23 protein-coding genes are annotated in these 21,261 nt (G+C 54.7%); 18 read left to right on the top strand and 5 right to left on the bottom strand.

What is annotated here, in order from left to right:
• Nucleotides 1-45: 45 nt before the first annotated feature.
• Nucleotides 46-477 (bottom strand): FixH family protein, encoded by a 432-nt coding sequence (locus BMX91_RS05155; protein WP_092050639.1) that lies wholly within the window; start codon nt 475-477, stop codon nt 46-48.
• A gap of 80 nt (nt 478-557) precedes the next feature.
• Entirely contained in the window at nt 558-1,460 is a 903-nt protein-coding gene (locus BMX91_RS05150) for an EamA family transporter (RefSeq protein WP_092050636.1), read from the bottom strand.
• 161 nt (nt 1,461-1,621) lie between these two features.
• Between BMX91_RS05150 and BMX91_RS05145 the strand changes: the two genes are divergently transcribed.
• Genes BMX91_RS05145 through BMX91_RS05130 form a run of 4 tightly spaced genes read left to right on the top strand, consistent with a single transcriptional unit; the run spans nt 1,622 to nt 4,221 of the window.
• On the top strand, nt 1,622-1,831 hold the full coding sequence (locus BMX91_RS05145; protein ID WP_092050633.1) for a PLD nuclease N-terminal domain-containing protein: 210 nt from the start codon (nt 1,622-1,624) through the stop codon (nt 1,829-1,831).
• Nucleotides 1,828-2,721 carry an ABC transporter ATP-binding protein gene (locus BMX91_RS05140; RefSeq protein ID WP_092050630.1) on the top strand — a complete coding sequence of 298 codons (894 nt, stop codon included), beginning with the start codon at nt 1,828-1,830 and terminating at the stop codon, nt 2,719-2,721. The genes BMX91_RS05145 and BMX91_RS05140 overlap by 4 nt, the downstream gene beginning before the upstream one ends.
• The gene (locus BMX91_RS05135; protein ID WP_092050627.1) at nt 2,718-3,503 is read left to right on the top strand and encodes an ABC transporter permease; all 786 of its coding nucleotides are present in this window, start codon (nt 2,718-2,720) and stop codon (nt 3,501-3,503) included. The genes BMX91_RS05140 and BMX91_RS05135 overlap by 4 nt, the downstream gene beginning before the upstream one ends.
• A 13-nt stretch (nt 3,504-3,516) precedes the next feature.
• Nucleotides 3,517-4,221 (top strand): CBS domain-containing protein, encoded by a 705-nt coding sequence (locus BMX91_RS05130; RefSeq protein WP_092050624.1) that lies wholly within the window; start codon nt 3,517-3,519, stop codon nt 4,219-4,221.
• A gap of 77 nt (nt 4,222-4,298) precedes the next feature.
• On the opposite strand, the gene BMX91_RS05125 is transcribed toward BMX91_RS05130, so the two are convergent.
• The gene (locus tag BMX91_RS05125; protein ID WP_092050621.1) at nt 4,299-4,595 is read right to left on the bottom strand and encodes a hypothetical protein; all 297 of its coding nucleotides are present in this window, start codon (nt 4,593-4,595) and stop codon (nt 4,299-4,301) included.
• Nucleotides 4,596-4,823: 228 nt separating this feature from the next.
• Between BMX91_RS05125 and BMX91_RS05120 the strand changes: the two genes are divergently transcribed.
• From BMX91_RS05120 to BMX91_RS05085, 8 genes are all read left to right on the top strand, one after another.
• Nucleotides 4,824-5,864 (top strand): YsnF/AvaK domain-containing protein, encoded by a 1,041-nt coding sequence (locus BMX91_RS05120; protein WP_177168273.1) that lies wholly within the window; start codon nt 4,824-4,826, stop codon nt 5,862-5,864.
• A 34-nt stretch (nt 5,865-5,898) separates the two neighbouring features.
• The gene (locus tag BMX91_RS05115; RefSeq protein ID WP_092050616.1) at nt 5,899-6,096 is read left to right on the top strand and encodes a CsbD family protein; all 198 of its coding nucleotides are present in this window, start codon (nt 5,899-5,901) and stop codon (nt 6,094-6,096) included.
• Nucleotides 6,097-6,294: 198 nt separating this feature from the next.
• Nucleotides 6,295-6,723 carry a hypothetical protein gene (locus BMX91_RS05110; RefSeq protein ID WP_092050614.1) on the top strand — a complete coding sequence of 143 codons (429 nt, stop codon included), beginning with the start codon at nt 6,295-6,297 and terminating at the stop codon, nt 6,721-6,723.
• A 102-nt stretch (nt 6,724-6,825) separates the two neighbouring features.
• A complete protein-coding gene (locus BMX91_RS05105; RefSeq protein ID WP_092050612.1) occupies nt 6,826-7,986 on the top strand; it encodes a betaine/proline/choline family ABC transporter ATP-binding protein in 1,161 nt (386 codons plus the stop codon).
• Nucleotides 7,986-8,639, top strand: coding sequence for an ABC transporter permease (locus BMX91_RS05100; protein ID WP_092050611.1), 654 nt, complete (start codon nt 7,986-7,988; stop codon nt 8,637-8,639). The genes BMX91_RS05105 and BMX91_RS05100 overlap by 1 nt, the downstream gene beginning before the upstream one ends.
• The gene (locus tag BMX91_RS05095) at nt 8,639-9,565 is read left to right on the top strand and encodes an osmoprotectant ABC transporter substrate-binding protein (RefSeq protein ID WP_092050608.1); all 927 of its coding nucleotides are present in this window, start codon (nt 8,639-8,641) and stop codon (nt 9,563-9,565) included. The genes BMX91_RS05100 and BMX91_RS05095 overlap by 1 nt, the downstream gene beginning before the upstream one ends.
• Nucleotides 9,566-9,569: 4 nt before the next feature.
• The gene (locus tag BMX91_RS05090; RefSeq protein WP_092050606.1) at nt 9,570-10,247 is read left to right on the top strand and encodes an ABC transporter permease; all 678 of its coding nucleotides are present in this window, start codon (nt 9,570-9,572) and stop codon (nt 10,245-10,247) included.
• A gap of 235 nt (nt 10,248-10,482) precedes the next feature.
• A complete protein-coding gene (locus tag BMX91_RS05085) occupies nt 10,483-11,319 on the top strand; it encodes a metallophosphoesterase (RefSeq protein WP_092050604.1) in 837 nt (278 codons plus the stop codon).
• Between the two features lie 24 nt (nt 11,320-11,343).
• Here the strand turns inward: BMX91_RS05085 and BMX91_RS05080 are convergent, their stop codons facing one another.
• Entirely contained in the window at nt 11,344-12,402 is a 1,059-nt protein-coding gene (locus tag BMX91_RS05080; protein ID WP_092050602.1) for a PQQ-dependent sugar dehydrogenase, read from the bottom strand.
• A 110-nt stretch (nt 12,403-12,512) separates the two neighbouring features.
• On the opposite strand from BMX91_RS05080, the gene BMX91_RS05075 reads away from it, so the two are divergent.
• Nucleotides 12,513-13,721: an MFS transporter gene (locus BMX91_RS05075; protein ID WP_092050600.1), complete on the top strand. Its 1,209-nt coding sequence runs from the start codon at nt 12,513-12,515 to the stop codon at nt 13,719-13,721.
• A 48-nt stretch (nt 13,722-13,769) separates the two neighbouring features.
• On the opposite strand, the gene BMX91_RS05070 is transcribed toward BMX91_RS05075, so the two are convergent.
• Nucleotides 13,770-15,419: an SLC13 family permease gene (locus BMX91_RS05070; RefSeq protein WP_092050598.1), complete on the bottom strand. Its 1,650-nt coding sequence runs from the start codon at nt 15,417-15,419 to the stop codon at nt 13,770-13,772.
• Between the two features lie 314 nt (nt 15,420-15,733).
• On the opposite strand from BMX91_RS05070, the gene BMX91_RS05065 reads away from it, so the two are divergent.
• The 5 genes from BMX91_RS05065 (at nt 15,734) to brnQ (ending at nt 21,209) form a co-directional block, all read left to right on the top strand.
• Nucleotides 15,734-16,489: a gluconate 2-dehydrogenase subunit 3 family protein gene (locus tag BMX91_RS05065; protein WP_092050596.1), complete on the top strand. Its 756-nt coding sequence runs from the start codon at nt 15,734-15,736 to the stop codon at nt 16,487-16,489.
• Nucleotides 16,490-16,505: 16 nt separating this feature from the next.
• Nucleotides 16,506-18,218, top strand: coding sequence for a GMC family oxidoreductase (locus BMX91_RS05060; protein WP_092050594.1), 1,713 nt, complete (start codon nt 16,506-16,508; stop codon nt 18,216-18,218).
• Between the two features lie 190 nt (nt 18,219-18,408).
• A complete protein-coding gene (tatA, locus tag BMX91_RS05055; protein ID WP_092050592.1) occupies nt 18,409-18,618 on the top strand; it encodes a twin-arginine translocase TatA/TatE family subunit in 210 nt (69 codons plus the stop codon).
• 97 nt (nt 18,619-18,715) lie between these two features.
• Nucleotides 18,716-19,639, top strand: coding sequence for a twin-arginine translocase subunit TatC (gene tatC, locus BMX91_RS05050; RefSeq protein ID WP_245744256.1), 924 nt, complete (start codon nt 18,716-18,718; stop codon nt 19,637-19,639).
• Nucleotides 19,640-19,856: 217 nt separating this feature from the next.
• Nucleotides 19,857-21,209, top strand: a complete 1,353-nt coding sequence (brnQ, locus tag BMX91_RS05045; protein ID WP_092050590.1) for a branched-chain amino acid transport system II carrier protein — start codon at nt 19,857-19,859, stop codon at nt 21,207-21,209.
• Nucleotides 21,210-21,261 lie beyond the last annotated feature (52 nt).

Below are 21,261 nucleotides of genomic sequence, written 5' to 3'. Positions count from 1 at the left end.
AACCCCCGTGGCACGGTCTTCATGACTGTGCCGCGGGGATTCTTTTTATTCGATCGTGATGTCCTTGGCCGGCATCGTGTGCAGGCCGCGGGCGGTCGTATGAGGGATCACCTTATAGGTGCCCGGCTCGTCGAAGGTTTTCGTGATGGGGTAAGCTTCTTCTCCGTCGAATTCGGCCACGATCATTTCGCTTTCTCCGGCCTCGTTCCGGATCTCGTACTTCACTTCATCCGCGTCTTCAACGATTTCATCGCCCATCGTGACGATCGTGCGGATGGTGACTTCCTCGCCAGCGGTCGCCTTTTCCGGCAATTGCATATCTACGGTGAGCGGGTGTACGCCTTGTTCGGCATCCGTCTCTTCGTGTCCGGCATGGTCACCACCGGTTTCTCCCGACTGGTCATCAGAGGTGCCGCAGGCGCCGAGCAAGAAAATCAGGAAGGCCGACAAAAGAGTGAACGTCATTTTCTTCTTCATGGAGATACCTTCTTTCCATTAAGTGTGCTGACTCTATCAAACCATATGGGCATCCGGGAATCTTGACAAACAAAAGGCGATTACGTCGATTCCGTGACAGCGGGCGGAGCGGAACGCCTTCGCTCGAACAGTGTGGGAACGATCATTCCGATCAGGATGACAATGATTCCCGCAAGCTGCAGACCCGAGAACGGCTCATTCAGGAGAAGGACAGAGACGGTGACGGCGACCGGCAGTTCGGCCGAGCTCAGTATCGAGGACATGCCGGAGCCGACATGCGGCACCGCCATGCCGAACAAGGCAACCGGCGCAATAATCCCGAAGACGCCGAGCAACAGCCCATACATCCAAAGGCCATCCGGCAGGCTGCCGTTCCAGAGGATTTCTGGGGATTGGAAAACCGATATGACAATCACGGCTACAAAAGAAGTGACAAGCATGCGGGTGAGCGTATCCATGCCTTCTACTGATTTACGGTTTGAGAAGATGAACAGGGAGAAGGTAAGTGCGGCGGCCATTCCCCAAGCCCATCCCTGCCAAGGAATGCCGGTCAGGTCGGTGCCGATCAGGCCGGCAGCCAGCACCGTGCCTGCAAAGAGCAGGACAAGGGAAAGCAATTCTCCCCGGTTGGGCAGCCTTTTTCTGGCGATGCAGTCGATCAGCATGCCGATCCACGTAAACTGGAATAGCAGGACGACGGCAAGGGATGCGGGAAGGTAGATCAGCGACTTCCCATAGACGATTCCGGTCGCTGCCGTAAACACGCCCGCCGGAATCAGTGCCGATGCCCCCTTCAGATTCGGCAGCCGCCGGTTGATGGCGGCAAACAGGATCAGCGCCAGGAAAAAGCCAGTCATGTATTGGGCGGTGACAGCCTCGGACGCTGTAAAGCCGGCGTTCATCGCCAGCTTGATATTGGTTGACAGGATGCCGTAGCAGGACGAGCCCACTGCGATCATCACGGGATAAATCCATTTTGGCATTTCTGTGTTTCCTCCATTCCAACCGATAGTATAGCATGGCCGGAAGGCGTGGAGGAAACAGGGGCTCAGTGCCGGAGTGAAGGCGGCAACATTTCTTTTTAGTGGGAACTTTTCCTCACTATGAAACGTAGAATAACCATCTTGATCATGGAGGGATTCCCATGTCCATTACCGAACAGTTAGCTGAAATCCCCTGGGGGCTCATTTGGCCGCTGATTGCGATTCAGCTCGTTCTCATGACCGCAGCGCTGATTGACCTGAACAGGAAACGCTCGACGAACGGCCCGGTCATTCTTTGGGTATTTATTATCATCTTCATCAATACGATCGGTCCGGTCCTCTACTTTACGGTTGGGAGGCGGCATTCGTGAACACGGTATTGGAGGTATCCGGGCTTACGAAACAGTATGACGGCATCCGGGCAGTGGACGACCTGACATTTTCGCTCGGGGAGCATACGGCGACTGCGCTGATCGGGCCGAACGGTTCCGGCAAGACGACGACGCTCTCCATGCTCGCGGGACTGCTCCGGCAAACATCAGGCACAATCCGGTTCAGCGGAGAAGGGAAGGATCCAAGAAGCGCCATCGGGTTTCTTCCGCAGTATCCGAAGTTCTTCCCCTGGATGACGGCCATCGAATACATGGAGCTGGCGGCCGGCCTGAGCGGTCTTGAGGGCCGGAGTGTGCGCTCGGCATGCGAGAAGACACTTGGCTTCGTCGGACTCGGAGATGCAGGAAAAAAGCGGATCGGAGGCTTTTCCGGCGGGATGAAGCAGCGGCTGGGCCTTGCCCAGGCAATCGTTCACCGGCCTTCGCTCCTGCTTCTGGATGAACCGGTATCAGCACTTGATCCAGCGGGCAGGCGTGAAGTGATGGAGATGCTGAAGGAACTCGGCGGTTCGACGACCATCCTGTACTCGACCCATATCCTGAATGATGCGGAGGAGATGACCGACCAGCTGCTGTTTCTCCGGAGCGGCAAGCTGATCGAGCAGGGTCCTCTCCGTGAAGTCAGGGAAAAGTATGGCGGTTCGGGATACAGGGTCTTGTTCAATAACCCGGAGGCGGCGGAGCGGTTTGCCGCATCGGCGCCGTGGGCTGCACGTGCTGACGGTTCGGCCGTCACGATTTCCGGAGAAGCGGTTTCGATGGAAGAATTGCTCCGCTACGCCGGAGGTCATCCGGCCGGCATCACTAACATCGGCAGGGTATCCGTGAGGCTCGAGGACATTTTCATGAAGGTGGTGGAGCGGCCATGAAGCAGTTCAGCCTTTTACTCGGCAAGGAATTGCGTGAGCAGGCGAGAAGCTTCAAACTCTTCTGGGTCCCGCTCGTCTTCATCTTTTTCGGAGCGCTGGAGCCGCTTACCTACCACTTCCTTCCACAGATTCTGGAAAGCGTCGGCAATCTGCCGGAAGGAGCGGAGTTCATGCTGCCTGAAATGACAGGAGCGGACGTCTACGCTTCGCTTACCGGCCAATACCAGACCATCGGGCTGCTCGTCCTCGTGCTTGCGTTTATGGGCTCTTTGTCCGGCGAGCGGAAAAGCGGCACCGGCACACTGCTGTACGTGCGGCCGATCTCATATTCAACTTACTACCTGTCGAAATGGACAGCTGCCGTGTTGCTGGCGTTTGCGTCCCTCTGGCTTGGTTATGGCATGGCGGCGACCTATATCGTACAGCTGTATGAAACGGTCCCCGGATTCACCGATGTGGCCCTGTTTCTCCTGGTCATGGCTGCCTGGCTCATCTTTGTTGTGACTCTCACGCTTACGGCAAGCGCGGCGCTTCCGACCGGCGGGGCCGCGGGAGCGGCGCTTGGCATCCTGTTTATTGGCATGATGATTGATAGCCTCGTCGGGACGTACTGGACTTGGTCTCCGTGGAAGCTTCAGGGTTACGGACTGATGTATCTTACAGGCAGTCCCGAATCCGGTGACCTGGCAGGCGCGCTTGGCGTGACTGCCCTGATTACCGTCCTCCTGATCCTGTTCGGTATCCGGCAGGCCCGGAAAAACGCAGCAAAAGCAAAAGTATAAAGGGGGTAGGACGATGACAGCCAGCAATTCCGAACGGTTCCTGGTCGCTTTTAACCGCATTGAAAAGGCGCTTGAGAAAATGACCGGTTCCAACACTTATGTCTCTTTCTTTAAGCTGATCGATTTTGCCAAAAAGAAGAACGCCATCGTCCGCCGCTTTGAGGATGACCTGCGGGAGTACGGTGACCTGCGCAACGCCATCGTCCATCACCGGACTGCAATCGAGTACGCTATCGCGGAGCCGCATGACGAAGTCGTGGAGAAGATCGAACAGATCGACCGTATCCTCACCGAGCCGCCCGTTGCGGGTGGTCAGTTCCGCAGGCAGGTCCGCATTTTCGCCCCTGACGACTCACTCGCAGATGCGCTCCGCATGGCAGGGAAAAAGAAGGATTTCCAGATTCCCGTGTTTGAGGAAGACGAGTTCCGCGGACTGATTTCGCCTTCCGGTCTGATGGAATATCTGGCCGAAACAGTTGCTGATGACGTCATTTCCCGGGAAATAACGACGCTTTCCGACATCCTCCGCCATATCCATACCGGGCGCTCCTATGAATTCATCTCCGCCAACCTGTCTGTTTATGCGGCGGAAGAGATGTTTTCCGATGCAGTCGTGAAAGGGCGCCGGCTGGAGGCGCTGCTGATTACGGAAAATGGCCGGCGCGATGAAAAGCTGATTGGCATCATCACACCTTGGGACCTGATGAAAATCGAATAGTCAGCGTGAACGCATCGCGAAAAGAAAATAAGCCCCCGGACGGCATCCGTGCCGCCCGGGGGCTTATTCCTGTCTGGTTATCGCTCATCTTCCATTGTTTCGTCATTTTGCTGATAGTCCGCGCCGGGGAACTTCTGGGTGGTCGAGGAGTCATGTTTGGTCATCCGGTTATGGTTTTCCTCGATCTCCTCCTGTTTTCGGTCTTCTACGGGGATGGCGTCGACATGCTTCATATCTTCATCCCTGTCGTAAATGCTCTCGCCTTCCAGTCCCTTCATGTTTTCCGGGTTATCCTTGTTCTCGGGAGTGAGATCCAGCTCCTCTTCGGTTCCCCAAGTTTCTTCTACTTTTTTCTTCTCCTGACGATTTTCCATCTTCCGCACCTCTTTCCTTTATTAACCGGTTATTACCGTCTTTTTCAAGGCAATCCGGAGGTTTTCATACTTATATTATTTCCATGCGCACGTGGCTTCAAACCAGTGCCGGCAACTGCCCGGCTCTTTAAGTCTTTCATTTTTGTAATAGTTTCAGACTCTGAGACCCGGGTAAACACCAAGTAGTCGCACCTCAACATCAACAACGAAAAGATGGAGGGATTCAGTATGGTAAACAGAAAGTATATTGGTACGTATGGTACAGAAGAAGAAGTGATGAACAAGATCGAGCAGCTGAAGACGGAAGGGTATGACGAATCGCATCTTTATGTTGTGACGAACAACTCGGACAATCTGAATACGCTGCGTGGCCGGATGGACGTCGACGCCCGTGGCACGGATGATGACCGCGGCTGGCTCGACCGTTTCATGGACTTCCTCGGAGGCGATGAATCAAACCGGGGCGCCTTCAATGACATGGGCTTCACTGAAGAAGAGGCGAACCAGTACTACAATGATGCACGCGACGGCGGCATCCTGCTGTTTGCGGATGCGGATTATGGCCGTGCCGGCGGTGATATGATGAACAGCACTGATGTGAGCCACTACGACTCCACAAATGTGGGCCATTACGACTCAGGCGTGGTCAATGAGGATGGCATGACGGTGGATGCGCCTCCGCTCGGCGAAGGCCGCGGTGAATCTGTCGGTTCCGGCCGCTTCACGGAAAGCGAGCATCTCCATGAGCATGATCATCACGATCACCTCCATGAAGACGACGAGGCACGCCGCCTCCGCCTCCATGAGGAAAAGCTCAGTGTCGACAAGGAACGCGTACAGACAGGCGAAGTCGATATCGACAAGCATGTCGTAACCGATGAGCAGTCAGTGGAAGTCCCGGTAACGCGTGAAGAAGTATATGTGGAACGCCGCAAAGTCGACGGAGAAATGGCTGATGGCGAAGTGTTTGAAGACGGCGACAGCATCCACATCCCTGTGACGGAAGAGCGCGTCGAAGTGACGAAGCGTCCGGTCGTCAGTGAAGAGATTGTCGTCGGCAAGCGTGAAATCCAAGATACGGAAACAGTAAGCGAAACAGTCCGCAAGGAAGAAGTGGATATCGACAAGTCCGGCAATGTCCATGAAGAATACGGCCGTGCCGGAGGAGAAACACGCGCATTCGATGAATCTGCGTCTGACTTCGATCTGAATGACGATGAAGACCTCGAGCTGCGCAACCGTAACCTTAACGATCGCGACCGCCTGTAAGCGGCACATATCCATTTTAAGGAGGTTATGCATCATGGCAGATAGAGACAACGGTTTTTCCGATAAGGTAAAAGGCGCCGTCAACAAAGTAAAAGGCGAAGCGAAAGATCAATGGGGCAATGCTGCGAATGACCCATCCACCCAAGCCGAAGGCAAGTACGACAAAGCAAAAGGCAATGTGCAGGACAAGGTCGGAGATTTGAAGGACAAGTTCTCTGACGGCGAACGATAATCACCTTCAAGCCGGGGAGGCATTGCTTCCCCGGTATTTTTATTGGGTTTAAATAGGCTTAAAGTCCGGTGTCGAAATTTCGGAAATTCAAAGGAAATCAATAAAAACATGACTAAATATAGTTGAATGAATTTTCAAACAAATTTATACTGGAAGAAATAGAAAGAGAAAAGAAAAATAGGGGAAAGGCGGGATAATATGAAGTTGAGGAAGGGCAGGTATGCCAAATGGCAGGGAAATGTCTATGAGCTTGCATCCTATCAGCGGATCTATTACCTGAGTACGGACGATTCTTCGCTAGCCGAACAAGGTTTCCGGCCCCAAAATGGCCGTCCGGGCCGGTATATCCGCGAAGTCTCCGTCAAAGACCTGGAGGATGCGTATGAGGTGATTCCCTATACAATCTACAAAAGCCACCGTTTTCTTGTTGAAGGAGAAACCGAAGGCGGAAACCTGGTGTTGATTACAAGCGATCCTTACGTTCGGAATGATCTGGAGGTAAAGCCGTACGGCAGACACGAATTCATCATCGAAGTCTCGCCAAATGAAGTGGATCTTGCCGAAGAGCGGAGGGGCATTCTCGGATTCAGCAGCCCAGCATCCATATATCAGAAAAATCTGAAGTGACGAAAAAATAGTATGTTATACTTGAGAAAAGGTTCACCGTACAGGTGGACCTTTTTGGAGTCTGTCAGATCAGTAAAAAAATGAAGTCGGAGGTTTTGGGATTTGCTTGTATTTGATAATGTTTCAAAAGTCTATGCAGGCGGCAAACGGGCCGTCGACAACCTGAATCTTGAAATTGGAGAAGGCGAATTTGTCTGCCTGATCGGCCCGAGCGGCTGCGGAAAGACCACAACGATGAAGATGATCAACCGGCTTGTCCGGCCTTCTGAGGGTAAGATTCTCCTGAACGGAGAAAACCTGCTTGATAAAAATGTTGTCGAACTGCGCCGGTCGATCGGCTATGTGATCCAGCAGATCGGCCTGTTCCCCCATATGACAATCCGCGACAATATCGCGCTTGTCCCGAGGCTGAAAGGGACTTCCGTGGAAGAACGCAACCGGCGCGCGGAGGAGCTGATGGACCTCGTCAATATGCCGAAGGAGTTCCTCGACCGCTATCCGCATGAACTGAGCGGCGGTCAGCAACAGCGAATCGGCGTACTGCGGGCGCTTGCTTCCGACCCTCCGCTAATTCTTATGGATGAACCATTTGGAGCGCTTGACCCGATCACCCGGGATTCGCTGCAGGCAGAGTTCAAGCACCTGCAGCAAACCTTGGGCAAGACGATCATCTTCGTTACCCATGACATGGACGAGGCACTGAAGCTGGCCGACAAGATCGTCATTATGCGTGCGGGGAAGATTGTACAAGTCGGTTCGCCGGATGAAATTCTGGGAAGCCCGGCAGACGAGTTTGTCGAGGACTTTATCGGGAAAGAACGCCTTGCGCAGGCCAGGCAGCAGTTGCAGACGGTGGGCCAGATCATGAATCCGGATCCGGTGTCCGTCGGCATGGGTGAAACGCTGTCACAGGCCGTCAGGGTAATGCGCAAACGCCGTGTCGACTCCCTTCTCGTCACAGATGGAGCGGGTGTGTTCCGCGGCTGGGTGACGGTCGAGATGATTGACAGGCATAAGAACTGGGATGCCGCAGTTGCGGACATCATGGAAACGGATGTCCCGACCGTCCGTGCCGATACCCTTCTTCGTGACGCGACGCGCAATATTCTCGTCCGCGGCCTGAAATATGTGCCGGTCGTGGACGAGCGGAAGCACCTGGCCGGCATCCTCACACGCACAAGCCTTGTCGATGTCCTGTACGACTCCGTCTGGGGGGACGCTGAAGACGAATCTTCGGGCCTGGCTGACGGGGAGGGAGCCTGATGGACAGTATCCTTAACTTCTTCTCCGAGTACGGTGCCCTCCTTTTCGAGAAGACCTGGGAACACTTGCTCATCTCGTTTGCGGCATTGGCACTGGGAGTGCTTGTCGCGGTGCCACTCGGCATCCTGCTTGTGCGGCTGCCGAAAGTCTCTGGGCTCGTCATGGGAATCGCCGGCGTCGTGCAGACGTTTCCGAGCCTGGCGATCCTGGCGTTTTTCATTCCGCTGCTCGGCATCGGCAAAGTGCCTGCGATCGTGGCGCTGTTCCTATATTCCATGCTGCCGATTCTCAGGAATACATATATCGGTGTGAAGAACATCGACGGCAATCTTATCGAAGCGGCCCGGGGCATGGGCATGACCACCCTTCAGCGGACGGTACGGGTGGAGCTGCCGCTTGCGGTTCCGGTCATCATGGCCGGTATCCGGATGACCGCCGTTTACCTGATCGGCTGGGCGACGCTTGCCTCATTCATCGGAGGCGGCGGGCTTGGTGACTTCATCTTCGACGGGCTGAACCTGTTCCGTCCGGATCTCATCATCGGCGGAGCAGTGCCGGTCACGCTACTGGCGATCCTGCTTGACTGGCTTCTCGGCAAATTGGAGAAAGCGGCAACCCCTATCGGTGTCCGTTTGGAAAGGGGGGAGGCGTGATGAAAAAACGTCTGTTTCGGACCAGTCTGATTTTCGCGCTATCAGCCGCCCTTCTTGCGGGCTGTTCACTCCCGGGGCTCGGGGGCGGCGCGGACGGAACGGTCCGCATCTCGACTCTGACCCACACCGAAACGCAGGTCCTCGGCCATATGCTCCGCCTGTTGATCGAGGAAGAAACCGATCTGAAAGTGGAAATGGTTGAGAACCTGGGCACTTCGATCATCCAGCACCAGGCGCTTACCGACAGTCAGGTTGATATCACCGCAGCACGTTATACGGGGACCGACATGGCCTCGATTCTTGATGTTGAGCCCATGAAGGATCCCGACGAGGCGATGGCCTTTGTCCAGAAGGAGTTTGATGAACGCTTTGACCAGGTCTGGTATGACTCTTACGGTTTCCAGAACACTTACGCCTTTACGGTGACGGCGGAACTTGCCGAACAGGAGGGGCTCGAGACAGTGTCTGACCTTGAGAAGGTCGCCGACAGCCTGACGCTAGGCGTCGACAATAACTGGCTAAACCGCCAGGGTGACGGATACCCCGGATTTGTCGAGGCGTATGGTTTTGAGTTCGGCGAGGCGCTCCCGATGTCGATCGGGCTCGTTTATCAGGCAGTGAAAAGCGGCAAGATGGACGTCGTCCTGGCCTATAGCACGGACGGACGGCTGAAGGCATTCGATCTGAAGACGCTTAAAGACGACAAACAATTTTTCCCGCCGTATGAAACCTCGCCTGTCACGCGCAAAGATGTGCTGGAGAAGCACCCGGAACTGGACGGGCTGCTCAAGCGAATGGCCGGTACGATCGATGCGGAAACGATGACGCAGCTAAACTACGAGGCTGACGTCAACAAAAAAGAGCCTGCTATTGTCGCAAAAGAGTTTCTCGAAGAACACAACTATTTCAGGGACAAGGGGGAATGATGAAGTGGAAACCATCCAGGAACTGTGGAATTATTATCAGCTGAACGGATCCTACGTCATGGAACAGTTTTTCCGTCATTTCCTCATGTCGGCCTACGGCGTGCTGTTTGCAGCGGTCGTCGGCATTCCCACAGGCATTCTGATCGCCCGCTACGGCAAACTGAGCGGCTGGGTGCTCACGGCGGCCAACCTGATCCAGACGATTCCGGCGCTTGCGATGCTCGCGGTCCTCATGCTTGCCATGGGACTCGGCGCCAACACCGTTGTCATGAGTCTGTTCCTTTACTCGCTTCTGCCGATCATCCGGAACACCTATACAGGCATCAGGAGCGTCGACAGTTCGATTTTGGAGGCGGGGCGCGCAATGGGGATGACCGGGTCCCAGCGCCTGTTCATGGTGGAATTGCCGCTATCGCTCTCGGTCATCATGGCCGGTCTGCGCACAGCGCTGATCATCGCGATCGGTGTCGCGACAATCGGCGCGTTTATCGGCGGCGGAGGCCTCGGATCGATTATCATCCGGGGCACGAACGTCACTGATGGTGCAGCGATTATTCTTGCCGGCGCCATTCCGACTGCCCTAATGGCGGTTGTTGCGGACGTTGTGATGGGCTGGATTGAAAAAGCCCTGTCGCCTGCCAACCAGAAACGGGCCGCCAAAGCCGGCACGGCAAATACGTGACAGATTCACCCCCGCAAGAGAACTTGCGGGGGTGTTTTTTTGCGCTTGGTATCGCGAATCTCCGTGCTGCGTCCGAAAACTTCCAATCACTGATGCGAAACACGCCGGACGTCATGTTCTGCCTGCCATAATCGTACAATTCCGAAAGCCGGATTTCATTTCCGTCATCAGTCCTCATGCGGTACAATGAGAACAATTTGAAACTCCTGTTTTAAAGGGAGAAAGGAAGACTGCAATGAAGAAATTTCTCCTGTTCCTGCTGCTGATTGCCGCAGCCGCCGCGTATATCGTCTACGATAACGGACGGCTGACGGTGACTGACTATACCGTTTCGGACCCGCGCATCCCGGAATCCTTCGACGGATTGAAAATCGTCCAATTATCGGATGTCCATGACGGGGAGTTCGGCGGGGAGCAGGCAGACCTCATCGAGGCCGTCCGCCGGGAAAAGCCGGATTATATTTTCCTGACAGGGGACTTTATCGACAGTAACCGATATGACCTTGACCGCAGCATGAAAATGATTCCCGCACTTACCGGGATGGCGGAAGTCTTCTATGTGACCGGCAACCATGAAGTCGCAACAAATGAAGTTGATGAAATCACATCCGCCCTCTCGGATGCGGGTGTCCATGTGCTCCGGAACCAGGCGATGGTGGTCGGCTCGGGCAACAGCAGCATCGCAATCGCGGGCATCGATGATCCGCTTTCCGGTGTCGGCACGGAAGGGGAGGCGGCATTCACGCGACATGCCATCGAACAGGCAACCGCGGAAGTGCCGGAAGACATGTTCACGATGCTGCTTGCCCACCGTCCGGAACAGTTCAACACCTATTCCGACATGGATATGCCCCTCGTTTTTTCCGGCCACGCGCACGGCGGACAAGTCCGCATCCCTTTTGTCGGCGGACTGAACTCACCGGGACAGGGCTGGTTTCCGGACCTGACGTCGGGCATCCACAACCGGGACGGCACGCAGCTTGTCATCAGCCGCGGGCTCGGAAACAGTCAGATCCCTCTCCGCATCCTCAATACACCGGAGATTGTCACGGTGACACTCAAAGCTGAATAAATACAAGTGCACCCGGGTGCGGCTTTAGCCGTTGCCCGGGTGTCTGATTTCCATGAGACGGTCGTCGCCTTGGCGCGGGGTACCCCAACCGTCCGTATTGTTGGTAATAAAATAAATTGAATCGCCGTCCGCAAACACATCGCGCACACGGCCGTACCCCTCAATTTTCCGGATCAGGCTGCCGGTACCCGGATCGAACACGAGAACCGCTTCACCCCGTAGTGCACCCGCATAAAGAAGGCCACTGTGATAGGCAAGCCCGGACGGCGCCCAAGTCTCCTCGTCTCCCGAAGTCGCAAGGGGACGCTCCATGCCTTCCCGCTGTTCCGTTCCCTGGATCACCGGCCAGCCGTAGTTCCGTCCTTTTTCGATCCGGTTCAGTTCATCATTGGCCGACTGGCCGTGTTCGGTCGCATACATCACGCCGTTTTCATCCCAGGCGAGCCCCTGCGGATTTCGGTGCCCCATCGTGTACACTTCGAATTCTCCCGCTTCATTCGAACGGAGGATTTTGCCGTTCAGCGAATCCGGATCCTGTGCGGTACCGGGGTCCTGCCGGTCGCCGATCGTCGCAAAAAGAGTGCCGTCCGGGGACAGGGCCAGCCGGCCGCCGTGGTGCACAGGGCCGGACATCACCATATCCAGATGGATTTCAGTCTCCTGCCAGCCTGCATCGTCCCGTCTTAGAGTGACGATGCGGTTTACCGGTCCGGAATCTCCCTGGTAGGTGTAGTAGGCATAGGCTTCCCCGCTCTCGCCGAACCCGGGCTTCAGGACAAAGCCCATGAGCCCCGCCTCGGCCGCGCCGGACAGCGGGGCGGAAAGCCCGGCATCCAGCCGCCTAACTGCTCCGTCAGGTCCGATTTCTGCTATGGTTCCGCCCCGCTCGGAAACATAGAAGGTATCCCCGTACCGGTCGATCGACCATGGCGATTGGAGTCCTGAAGCGACTTCAGCTACCTGGCCTGCTTCCTCATCGACACTTCCTCCTGCAGGAAGTTTATTTTCCGCAGTCTCCTGTTTTTCTCCCGCACATCCTCCGGCAATCAGCAGGGAAACAAGTATAACCACCAACTTTTTCATCCGGAACCGCCCCTTTCTGCAGGTACTTCCTTCATCATACCCGGAGGAGATTTTTCCATCCCTCCGGCGCTTTGCTATAATGGGAGAATCATGGATGGGAAGTGTTGTACATGGAGAACCGGACGGATCCACCCGCTTATACGATGAGAGATGCCGCGTTCTGGAAGATTATCTCGTCGCTCGGTTTTGCTTCGCTGTTTGTGTTCGCTGCAATGTATACGACACAGCCGCTCCTGCCGCTGTTCACTAAAGAGTTCGGCGTGTCGGTTTCTTCATCCAGCCTGTCCGTGTCGCTCACGACGCTGGGTCTCATCATCGGCCTGCTCGTCATCAGTTTTCTGTCCGACCGGCATGGGCGGACGCTCTATATCAAATGGTCGGTCGCGCTGTCGGTCATCCCGTTTTTCATCATGCCGCTCACCGACTCGTTCTGGCTGATCCTGGTGCTCCGCTTTTTCCAGGGGTTTACACTTGCCGGGGTGCCTGCCGCGGCGATTGCCTATATCAGTGAGGAGATGGACCGGAAAAGCGTCAGTTTCGCGACAACTCTATATATCTCCACAAATGCGCTAGGCGGCATGGCGGGCAGGGTGCTGACGGGGTATGTCACTGAGCTCTATTCCTGGCAGACGGCGTTTTATGGTCTCGGCATTGCAGGGGCGCTGATCGCCGCTGCAGTCATTTTCCTTTTGCCCCGGTCCAGGAGGTTCGAAGCTGCTGACGGTACCATTCGCCAGGATATGGAAGCCTTCCTCTTTCACTTGAAGAACCCGCTCCTGCTCATCTCGTTCGGTCTGGGAATCGTTCTTCAGCTAAGCTTCACAGGCGTCTGGACGTTCCTGCCGTTCCATCTGCAGGAAGAGCCGTTCAGCCTTTCGCTTGAAGCCATTTCCTATACATATTTCGCCTACGGCATCGGCGTAATCGGCTCGCCGCTTGCCGGCTGGCTGTCAGTCCGGCTCGGCATCCGGCCGGTCCGGAAGGCCGGGGTGCTGATCCTCGCGGCGGGAATCCTGCTGACGCTTGCTGAAAGCGTCACGATGATCGTCGTAGGCCTGTGTGTGATCTGCCTGGGCTTCTTTACCGCCCATTCCCTCACAGCGGCCACAGTCGGGCGTGATGCGCCCCACCACAAGGGCAGCGCCTCCAGCCTGTATCTCGTTTCGTATTATATCGGCGTTGCCGCGGGAAGTACGCTTTTGTCGCCGCTCTGGACAGCGGGGGGCTGGACGCTCCTGATCCTGTTCACAGCGATCATTCCAATCATCTACCTGGCATTTGCCATCGCCGCAAGGAAACGGCTCGCGGCCCACGGATAATATTCTCATACGAAAAGCCCTGCACCCGAATTCGGATGCAGGGCATATTCATTTAAGGAACTCCGGCAATGTGTTCAGGTCGATGCCGAACACAATCGGCAGCAGGAACCAGATAAACAGCGGAACAAGAACGATGCCCAAGATGTTGAGGGCAACACCGGCCTTCGCCATATCAGGAATCCGCAGATAGCCGGAACCGAACACGACTGCGTTCGGCGGTGTCGCGACCGGCAGCATAAATGCGCAGGAAGCGGCAACGCCGGCAGCGACCATGAGAGCGAACGGATGGACGTCAAGTGCGACGGCAAGCGCACCCATAATCGGGTACATCATCGCGGCTGTCGCCGTATTGGACGTGATCTCTGTCAGGAAGATGACAAGTGCTGTGACGACAATGATCACGACGATGAGCGGAACGGCATCAAGTGCCGTTAGCTGGCCGCCGATCCATTCGGAAAGTCCCGAACCGACAAAGCCCGCGGCGATCGCGAGTCCGCCGCCGAACAGAAGCAGAATGCCCCATGGCAGTTTGACGGCCGTCTCCCAATCAAGCAACCGGTCGCCTTTCACGTTGACAGCCGGAATGGCGAACAGGACAATCGCGAAGAACATCGCGATGACGCCGTCACTGATGCCCGGCAGGAAATTCTGCAGAAAGAAAGAACGTGTAATCCAGGACAGCGCGGCGAGAATGAAGACGGCGAAAACGAGCTTCTCCTCGGTCGAGGCACTGCCCAATTTGTCTTTCTCGGCACGGATCATCTCACGGCCGCCTGGCAATTCTTTGATTTTCTGCGGAAAAGCAATTTTCACGAGATACAGCCAGATCACAAGGATGAACAGCCAGGCGAATGGAGTCCCGAACAGCATCCACTGCCCAAAGGAAATTTCAATGCCGTACATCTTTTCCATCGCAGCAGCGAGCGCTGTATTCGGCGGTGTGCCGATAAGCGTTGCAATCCCGCCGACAGAGGCGGAGTAGGCAATCCCCAGCATAAGCGCCTTGCCGAAACCGAAATTCTCCTGTGAGGTATCGACCGATGGATCATTTTTCAGGGCATCAGCCACCTGATAGGTGATGGCAAGGCCGATCGGCACCATCATCATTGCGGTTGCCGTGTTGGAAATCCACATCGACAGGAACCCGGTGGCCACCATGAAGCCGAGCACGATTTTGTTTATATTCGTGCCGATTGCCGAAATGATCGTGAGCGCGATGCGCCGGTGAAGGTTCCACTTTTCCATCGCGAGCGCGATCATGAATCCGCCCATGAAGAGGAAGATGTTTTCATCCCCGTATGCGGAAGCGGTTGCTTTAACGTCCAGCCCGCCCGCCAGCGGGAAGAGGACGAGCGGCAGGAGTGACGTCACCGGAATCGGCACCGCCTCGGTAATCCACCAGGCGGCCATCCAGACCGTTCCGGCCAGAATGGCACGCGCCTCAGGTGAAAGCCCCTCGGGATTAAAGAAGAACAGGATCAGGAAAAAGAGGAGCGGGCCTGCGATAAGTCCGATCATTTGCGGGGTGGTATAGCTCCGCTCGTTCCGCTTTTTTTCCGGGTCCTTTTCCGTGTAGCCGAACGGCGTCCCCGAGCCTTCGGCGTTCATCATGACCTTGTTTGGCCGGATAAAGAATGTAAAAAGTCGTTTGGCTTCATCGTGCCAATCCCACATCCGGGACCAGGCGTTTTGGAACATATGTATACCCCCTTTGTAGTGCGCTGTGACTAAACAGCCTTCATTATTATACGTGGTGTTCCATCACAGAAACAATCAGTTTTTTGTGAGAATGCAGACTGTTGAGGCAAACTGCTTAGGTTTATAAAGGGGATTAAAGTTCTTTTATCATAATTTTGCCAAAGTCAGGTTTATGTCCGGCCGGTCAGGGAAACTGTTAAAAGACAAGAATATGGGCAGGAAGCATGCAGTACCGGTATAAAACGGATATCCGGGAGGTATGCTTCGTTGTAGATTTTTCATATTCAAAGAATCGACAAAGGAGGAACAGACACATGGCGGATGAAAAGAAAGACGTCTCCCGTCGCGATTTTCTCAAGACGGCAGGCGTCGCGACAGGTGCTCTGGTCGGCGGCGGTGTCATCGGCGGTCTGATCGGATACAACGCAAAGGACGGCGGTACAGCGACCGATGAAGAGGAACGGAGCGGGGGCAGGGCTGACCAGACGGCAGGCTCACCTGGCGGCCGGATGTTCTTCACGAACGACCATGACTTCAATGTCCTTTCAGAGGCGACGGAGCGGATCTTCCCCGAGGACGACCTCGGACCCGGTGCCATCGGACTCGGAGTGCCGTATTTTATCGACCATCAGCTGGCCGGTGCGTACGGAAACAACGAACGGGAATACATGCAGGGTCCATTCAACGGCGGTGAAGTGACACAGGGCTACCAGAGCCGTCTCCGTCGCAAGGAAATCTTCCTCCAGGGTATTAAGAAAATGGAGCAGGAGGCACAGAGCCGGTTCGAGAAAAGCTTCACCGAACTGGAAGGCGATCAGATGGATGAAATCATCACTGCTTTCCAGAAAGACGAGGTCGAGATGGAAGGCGTAACCGCAGGCTTCTTCTTCAGGCTTCTCCGGTCGGCGGTTCTGGAAGGTGCCTACTCCGATCCGATGTACGGAGGCAATGTGGGCATGGAAGGCTGGAAGATGAAGAACTTCCCTGGCCACCAGGCTTCTTACATCGACAAGATCGATAGCAAGGAATTCCAAGAAATCGATCCTCAGTCCCTTGGCGGGAATCACTGATTAGGAGGGGAATTAAATGGCGACAACATTGGATAAGGTAGATGTCGTAACGGTCGGTGCAGGCTGGACGGGCGGCATCATTGCTGCGGAGGCGGCAAAAGCAGGTCTGAAAGTCGTAAGCATTGAGAGGGGACGGGAACGGGGAACCGAAGATTTCCTCCGGGTGCACGATGAGTATCGCTATGCGATCCGCTACGAACTCATGCAGGACCTGTCAAAAGAGACCATCACATTCCGTAACCGTCCGGACCAGCGCGCGCTTCCGATGAGGACAATGGGCTCATTCCTTCTCGGAGAAGGTCTTGGCGGCGCGGGCACACACTGGAACGGACAGACGTGGCGCTTCCTTCCGTATGATTTTGAAATCAAGACGATGACCGAACAGAAGTATGGCGCAAACAAGCTGGGCCCGGATTACCAGCTCCAGGACTGGGGAATTACATACGACGAACTGGAGCCGTATTTTGATAAATTCGAGTATACTGCGGGGATTTCTGGCGAGGACAAAAACCCGTTTGCCGGTAAACGCTCCAACCCGTATCCGACACCCCCAATGAAGAAGACCCCGGTGCTGGAGAAATTTGAAAAGGCGACGAGCGATCTCGGTTATTCCCCGTTCATGCTTCCTTCCGCCAATCTCTCGGAAGCATACACGAACCCGGACGGACAGACGATCAATGCCTGCATGTACTGCGGCTTCTGTGAGCGTTTCGGTTGTGAATATGGTGCAAAAACCTCTCCTGAAATCACGGTCATCCCGGCAGCCAGGGAAACCGGCAATTACGAGATTCGCTTCCATTCGAATGTTGTAGAAGTACTCCATGAGGGCGGCAAGGCAACGGGGGTCCGCTATATCAACTGGATGTCCGGAGAAGAATTTATCCAGCCGGCCGAATCTGTGGTTCTGACAAGTTACGTTATGAATAACGCCAAGCTCCTCATGGTGTCCAACATCGGTGAGATGTATAACCCGGAAACAGGACGCGGCACGCTGGGCAAGAACTACTGCTACCAAGTCCTCCCTGGAGCGACGGGCTTCTTTGATGAGCAGTTCAACACGTTCATGGGAGCTGGCTCGCTCGGCATGACCATTGATGACTTTAACGGCGACAACTTTGATCACGGAGATTTGGACTTCATTCATGGCGGAAGTCTGTCGCTCACCCAGACCGGTTCGCGTCCAATCGCATCGAACCCGGTTCCGCCGGATACGCCGGCTTGGGGATCGGAATTCAAGAAGGCATCTATCGAAAACTATACGAGGACACTCAATGTCGGGGCGCAAGGCGCGTCAATACCTCATCGGCAAAATTATCTCGCACTCGATCCGACGTATAAGGATGCCTATGGAGTACCACTCTTGCAGTTGACCTATAACTTCACAGATCAGGACAGAGCACTTCACAAATACATTTCCGAAAAAGCGACTGAAATCATTGAAGCAATGGGCGCCAAGCAGGCAGTCGGCCGCGCGCCGATCACAGACTACGATATTGTGCCTTACCAGACCACTCACAACACAGGCGGCACCATCATGGGTGCCGACCCGGCAACCAGCGTAGTCAACAACTACCTGCAGCACTGGGATGTGGAAAACCTCTTCGTTGTCGGCGCGGGGAACTTCGCCCACAACGGCGGCTACAACCCGACCGGCACAGTCGGCGCTCTTGCCTACCGCTGCGCAGAAGGCATCATCAAATACAGCAAAGAAGGCGGCTCGCTGGTTTAAGTGCTGATGGCGGCTGTTCAGCTCCGACAGGCATAAGACGGTCTGTGCAGCGGGGCCAGCCCCGCGGAGCGGAACGGCTTATGACCCGAGGAGCTGCCGCCAGAAGCCGGATAAGTCTAAGTGCGGAAGGCGGGGGAGGTTTAGCCGTCCCTGAATAGAGGAAGTTTAACCTTAAAAGGAGGCGATCCGCATGGGTGGAATCGCAAGCATCGGTGTTCCGGGGCTGATCATCATCCTCGTCATCATCCTGATCCTGTTCGGTCCGAGAAAGCTTCCGGAAGTCGGTTCGGCTGTCGGCAAGACGCTGTCCGAGTTCAAGAAGTCGGCAAAGGACATCATGGAGGACGATGATGACAAGCCGAGAAAAGAAGAATTGAAAGAAGAGCGTAAAGAAGCGTGACGGCATGACCGGCCGGGCCGCCCGGCGGCTTTGGACCGGTCTGCCGTTTTTGGCGCTTCTCTGTAATTGAGGCGTTCAAAGACAGGAAGTGATCGATATGGATCCGTACGGTAATGATTATAGTGCCGCACTCAGCCCGGTCGACAAACGGAAAGCCGAGGCGAAAAAGGCCGAAATCGAGAAGCGGGGCACAATGTCCGAAGAAGCGGCGGAAGAGGAGGCAACTGCGGAAACGCTTGTCCAGGCAGCCCAGGAGCAGGGCGCCGGGTCACCGCCTCCAGAAAATCTGCCTCCGGGAAAACCTGCGGACGGGGAGGGAGAAGGCTATCTCACCCATCTCACCGACCTCAGGAAGTCACTGGTCAAAGGCATCAGTGTTTTCCTGCTTGTGTTCATTACGGTTTTTTCGACAATCAACCTGTGGTTTCCGTATGTCACAAAGGGTCATGACCTGGTCATCCTTGGCCCCCTTGAAGTTGTGAAGTTTTACATGACCATGTCGGCAGCGATTGCCCTGGGTCTCTCGCTTCCGCTCCTCTGCCACTTTATCTGGCAGTTTGTTAAACCGGGACTGAATGATAACGAAGCGAAGTTTATCGGGCTGTATTCCCCGGCGATGCTGTTGCTCTTTCTCGGGGGCGTAGCGTTTGGTTACTTTATTATCCACCCGCTAAGCTATGAGTTCCTCCTCGGTTTCGGAGCGGCCAATTTCGACATCATGGTTTCTGCGCAGGAGTATATGAGGTTCCTGCTCATGACGACAATGCCTGTCGGACTGATGTTCGAGCTTCCGATTGTTGCACTTTTCCTTGGGTCAATCGGATTGCTGACAGCGGATACGATGAAAAAGGTCCGTAAATGGTCCTATGTCTCGCTTGCCGTCGTCTCGGCCCTGATTACACCCCCAGACTTTATCAGCCAGCTGCTCGTCCTCATACCGATGGCGATCTTGTATGAATCGAGTATTTGGCTGGTCCGGCGGGCCGAACGAAGGCAGCAAAGCACAGCTATAGCGGAATAAGCGAATAAATAACTGTGGCGGTTCCCGGTATGGGGAACCGCTATTTTTGTTGAAATCAGAAAGCTTTTGTTATATAGAAACGGCCAACTTTAAAAATTCTGATAAAATTTCACACTAATATATTGCATTCTTCATGAATCGATAGTAGGATAATAAACATCACCTCTTTTAAAACTTTCGGAATATTAAATACACCAAGAGAAAGGGTTTAATCCTCATGAAAGAAAGTATGTCGTTTTCCAAGTATGTAGCTGTCGGTGTGATGTTGTTCGCTTTGTTCTTCGGAGCAGGAAACCTGATTTTCCCTGCGCAGCTCGGCCAATTAGCCGGCGAGAACTTCTGGCCTGCCATCATTGGCTTCCTCATCACAGGAGTGGGACTCCCGTTCCTGGGCGTCATCGCCATCGGATATTCTGCAAGCAGTAACTTGCAAGATCTTGCAAGCCGAATCCATCCGTTATACGCAGTCATCTTTACTTCTGTTTTATACCTCACGATCGGGCCATTTTTTGCGGCACCCCGTACGGGAACTGTTGCTTTTGAAATCGGAATCACGCCTTATGCAGGTTCCGGCCCGCTGGCGCTGTTGCTGTTTACAGTTGTCTTCTTCTCTCTAGTGCTATGGCTTTCGCTGAATCCGGCTAAAATCGTCGACCGGGTCGGCAAAATCCTCGCACCCGGAATTGTCGTTCTTCTGATTGTCATGATCGGGGCAGCCATTGTTAATCCAATGGGTGCCATCCAGCCGGCAACGGAAGGGTATGTCGGCAACCCGTTCGCGAAAGGGTTCACAGAGGGCTACAATACGATGGATGCCATTGCTGCCCTGGTTTTTGCCATTATTGTCATTAAAGCAGTAAAAGCAATGGGTATGAAGACAAACAAAGGCATTCTGAATGCGACTTTCAAGGCCGGTGTAGTGGCTTCATCCCTTCTCGGAATCCTTTATGTCGGCATTGCCTACATCGGTGCCACCAGTGTCGAGCAGTACGGCTTGTTCGAGACAGGAGGTCCGGTCCTCAGCAGCGGAGCCGAGCACTTCTTCGGAGCAGCCGGCACGGCGCTTCTCGCGATCGTCATCATTCTGTCTTGCATGACGACGGCGATCGGCCTGATGATTGCGAACGCCGAGTATTTCCACTCGCTGTTCCCGAACATCAGCTATAAGGTATTTGTCATTATCTTCACGACGTTCACGTTTGTCGTATCGAACTTCGGACTCGCGAATATCATCACCTATTCGATTCCGGTTCTCATGTTGCTTTACCCGCTGGCAATCTCCCTGATTCTGATGGCGTTCACTTCAAAGCTGTTTAATCATTCGCGCCTCGTCTATGTGTCGGCGACGATTGTGGCCTTTGCCATCGGAATTGTTGATGGCCTGAAGGCACTCGCGGGTACGCTTGGAACAGAATTTGCCTGGCTCCAGCCGGTAGTCGATTTCTACACTGCCTACCTTCCTTTCTATACGGACGGACTCGGATGGCTGATCCCGGTGGTGGTCGTTATGATCCTCACAGGAATCATCGCACGGGTAATGGGGCCTGCAGCCAACACAGCGGAAGCCTGATTTTAACCAAATACAACAAAAACCGGCGGACAAGCTCCGCCGGTTTTTCTAT

It is taken from the genome of Bhargavaea ginsengi (assembly GCF_900109165.1).
In the GTDB taxonomy this organism is placed as follows: Bacteria; Bacillota; Bacilli; order Bacillales_A; family Planococcaceae; genus Bhargavaea; species Bhargavaea ginsengi.
Note: the sequence above shows the minus strand (reverse complement) of the source record. Positions and strands in the feature narration are given on the sequence as shown.

What these genes read in the sequence shown, in the direction of transcription:
- BMX91_RS05115 (WP_092050616.1), top strand. Translation starts at nt 5,899, where the DNA reads ATGGCAGATAGAGACAACGGTTTTTCCGATAAGGTAAAAGGCGCCGTC.
- BMX91_RS05110 (WP_092050614.1), top strand. Translation starts at nt 6,295, where the DNA reads ATGAAGTTGAGGAAGGGCAGGTATGCCAAATGGCAGGGAAATGTCTAT.
- tatA (WP_092050592.1), top strand. Translation starts at nt 18,409, where the DNA reads ATGGGTGGAATCGCAAGCATCGGTGTTCCGGGGCTGATCATCATCCTC.
- BMX91_RS05095 (WP_092050608.1), top strand. Translation starts at nt 8,639, where the DNA reads ATGAAAAAACGTCTGTTTCGGACCAGTCTGATTTTCGCGCTATCAGCC.
- BMX91_RS05150 (WP_092050636.1), bottom strand. Translation starts at nt 1,460, where the DNA reads ATGCCAAAATGGATTTATCCCGTGATGATCGCAGTGGGCTCGTCCTGC.
- BMX91_RS05075 (WP_092050600.1), top strand. Translation starts at nt 12,513, where the DNA reads ATGGAGAACCGGACGGATCCACCCGCTTATACGATGAGAGATGCCGCG.
- BMX91_RS05070 (WP_092050598.1), bottom strand. Translation starts at nt 15,419, where the DNA reads ATGTTCCAAAACGCCTGGTCCCGGATGTGGGATTGGCACGATGAAGCC.
- BMX91_RS05155 (WP_092050639.1), bottom strand. Translation starts at nt 477, where the DNA reads ATGAAGAAGAAAATGACGTTCACTCTTTTGTCGGCCTTCCTGATTTTC.
- BMX91_RS05145 (WP_092050633.1), top strand. Translation starts at nt 1,622, where the DNA reads ATGTCCATTACCGAACAGTTAGCTGAAATCCCCTGGGGGCTCATTTGG.
- BMX91_RS05130 (WP_092050624.1), top strand. Translation starts at nt 3,517, where the DNA reads ATGACAGCCAGCAATTCCGAACGGTTCCTGGTCGCTTTTAACCGCATT.
- BMX91_RS05080 (WP_092050602.1), bottom strand. Translation starts at nt 12,402, where the DNA reads ATGAAAAAGTTGGTGGTTATACTTGTTTCCCTGCTGATTGCCGGAGGA.
- BMX91_RS05120 (WP_177168273.1), top strand. Translation starts at nt 4,824, where the DNA reads ATGGTAAACAGAAAGTATATTGGTACGTATGGTACAGAAGAAGAAGTG.
- BMX91_RS05125 (WP_092050621.1), bottom strand. Translation starts at nt 4,595, where the DNA reads ATGGAAAATCGTCAGGAGAAGAAAAAAGTAGAAGAAACTTGGGGAACC.
- BMX91_RS05135 (WP_092050627.1), top strand. Translation starts at nt 2,718, where the DNA reads ATGAAGCAGTTCAGCCTTTTACTCGGCAAGGAATTGCGTGAGCAGGCG.
- brnQ (WP_092050590.1), top strand. Translation starts at nt 19,857, where the DNA reads ATGAAAGAAAGTATGTCGTTTTCCAAGTATGTAGCTGTCGGTGTGATG.
- BMX91_RS05100 (WP_092050611.1), top strand. Translation starts at nt 7,986, where the DNA reads ATGGACAGTATCCTTAACTTCTTCTCCGAGTACGGTGCCCTCCTTTTC.
- BMX91_RS05060 (WP_092050594.1), top strand. Translation starts at nt 16,506, where the DNA reads ATGGCGACAACATTGGATAAGGTAGATGTCGTAACGGTCGGTGCAGGC.
- BMX91_RS05085 (WP_092050604.1), top strand. Translation starts at nt 10,483, where the DNA reads ATGAAGAAATTTCTCCTGTTCCTGCTGCTGATTGCCGCAGCCGCCGCG.
- BMX91_RS05065 (WP_092050596.1), top strand. Translation starts at nt 15,734, where the DNA reads ATGGCGGATGAAAAGAAAGACGTCTCCCGTCGCGATTTTCTCAAGACG.
- tatC (WP_245744256.1), top strand. Translation starts at nt 18,716, where the DNA reads ATGGATCCGTACGGTAATGATTATAGTGCCGCACTCAGCCCGGTCGAC.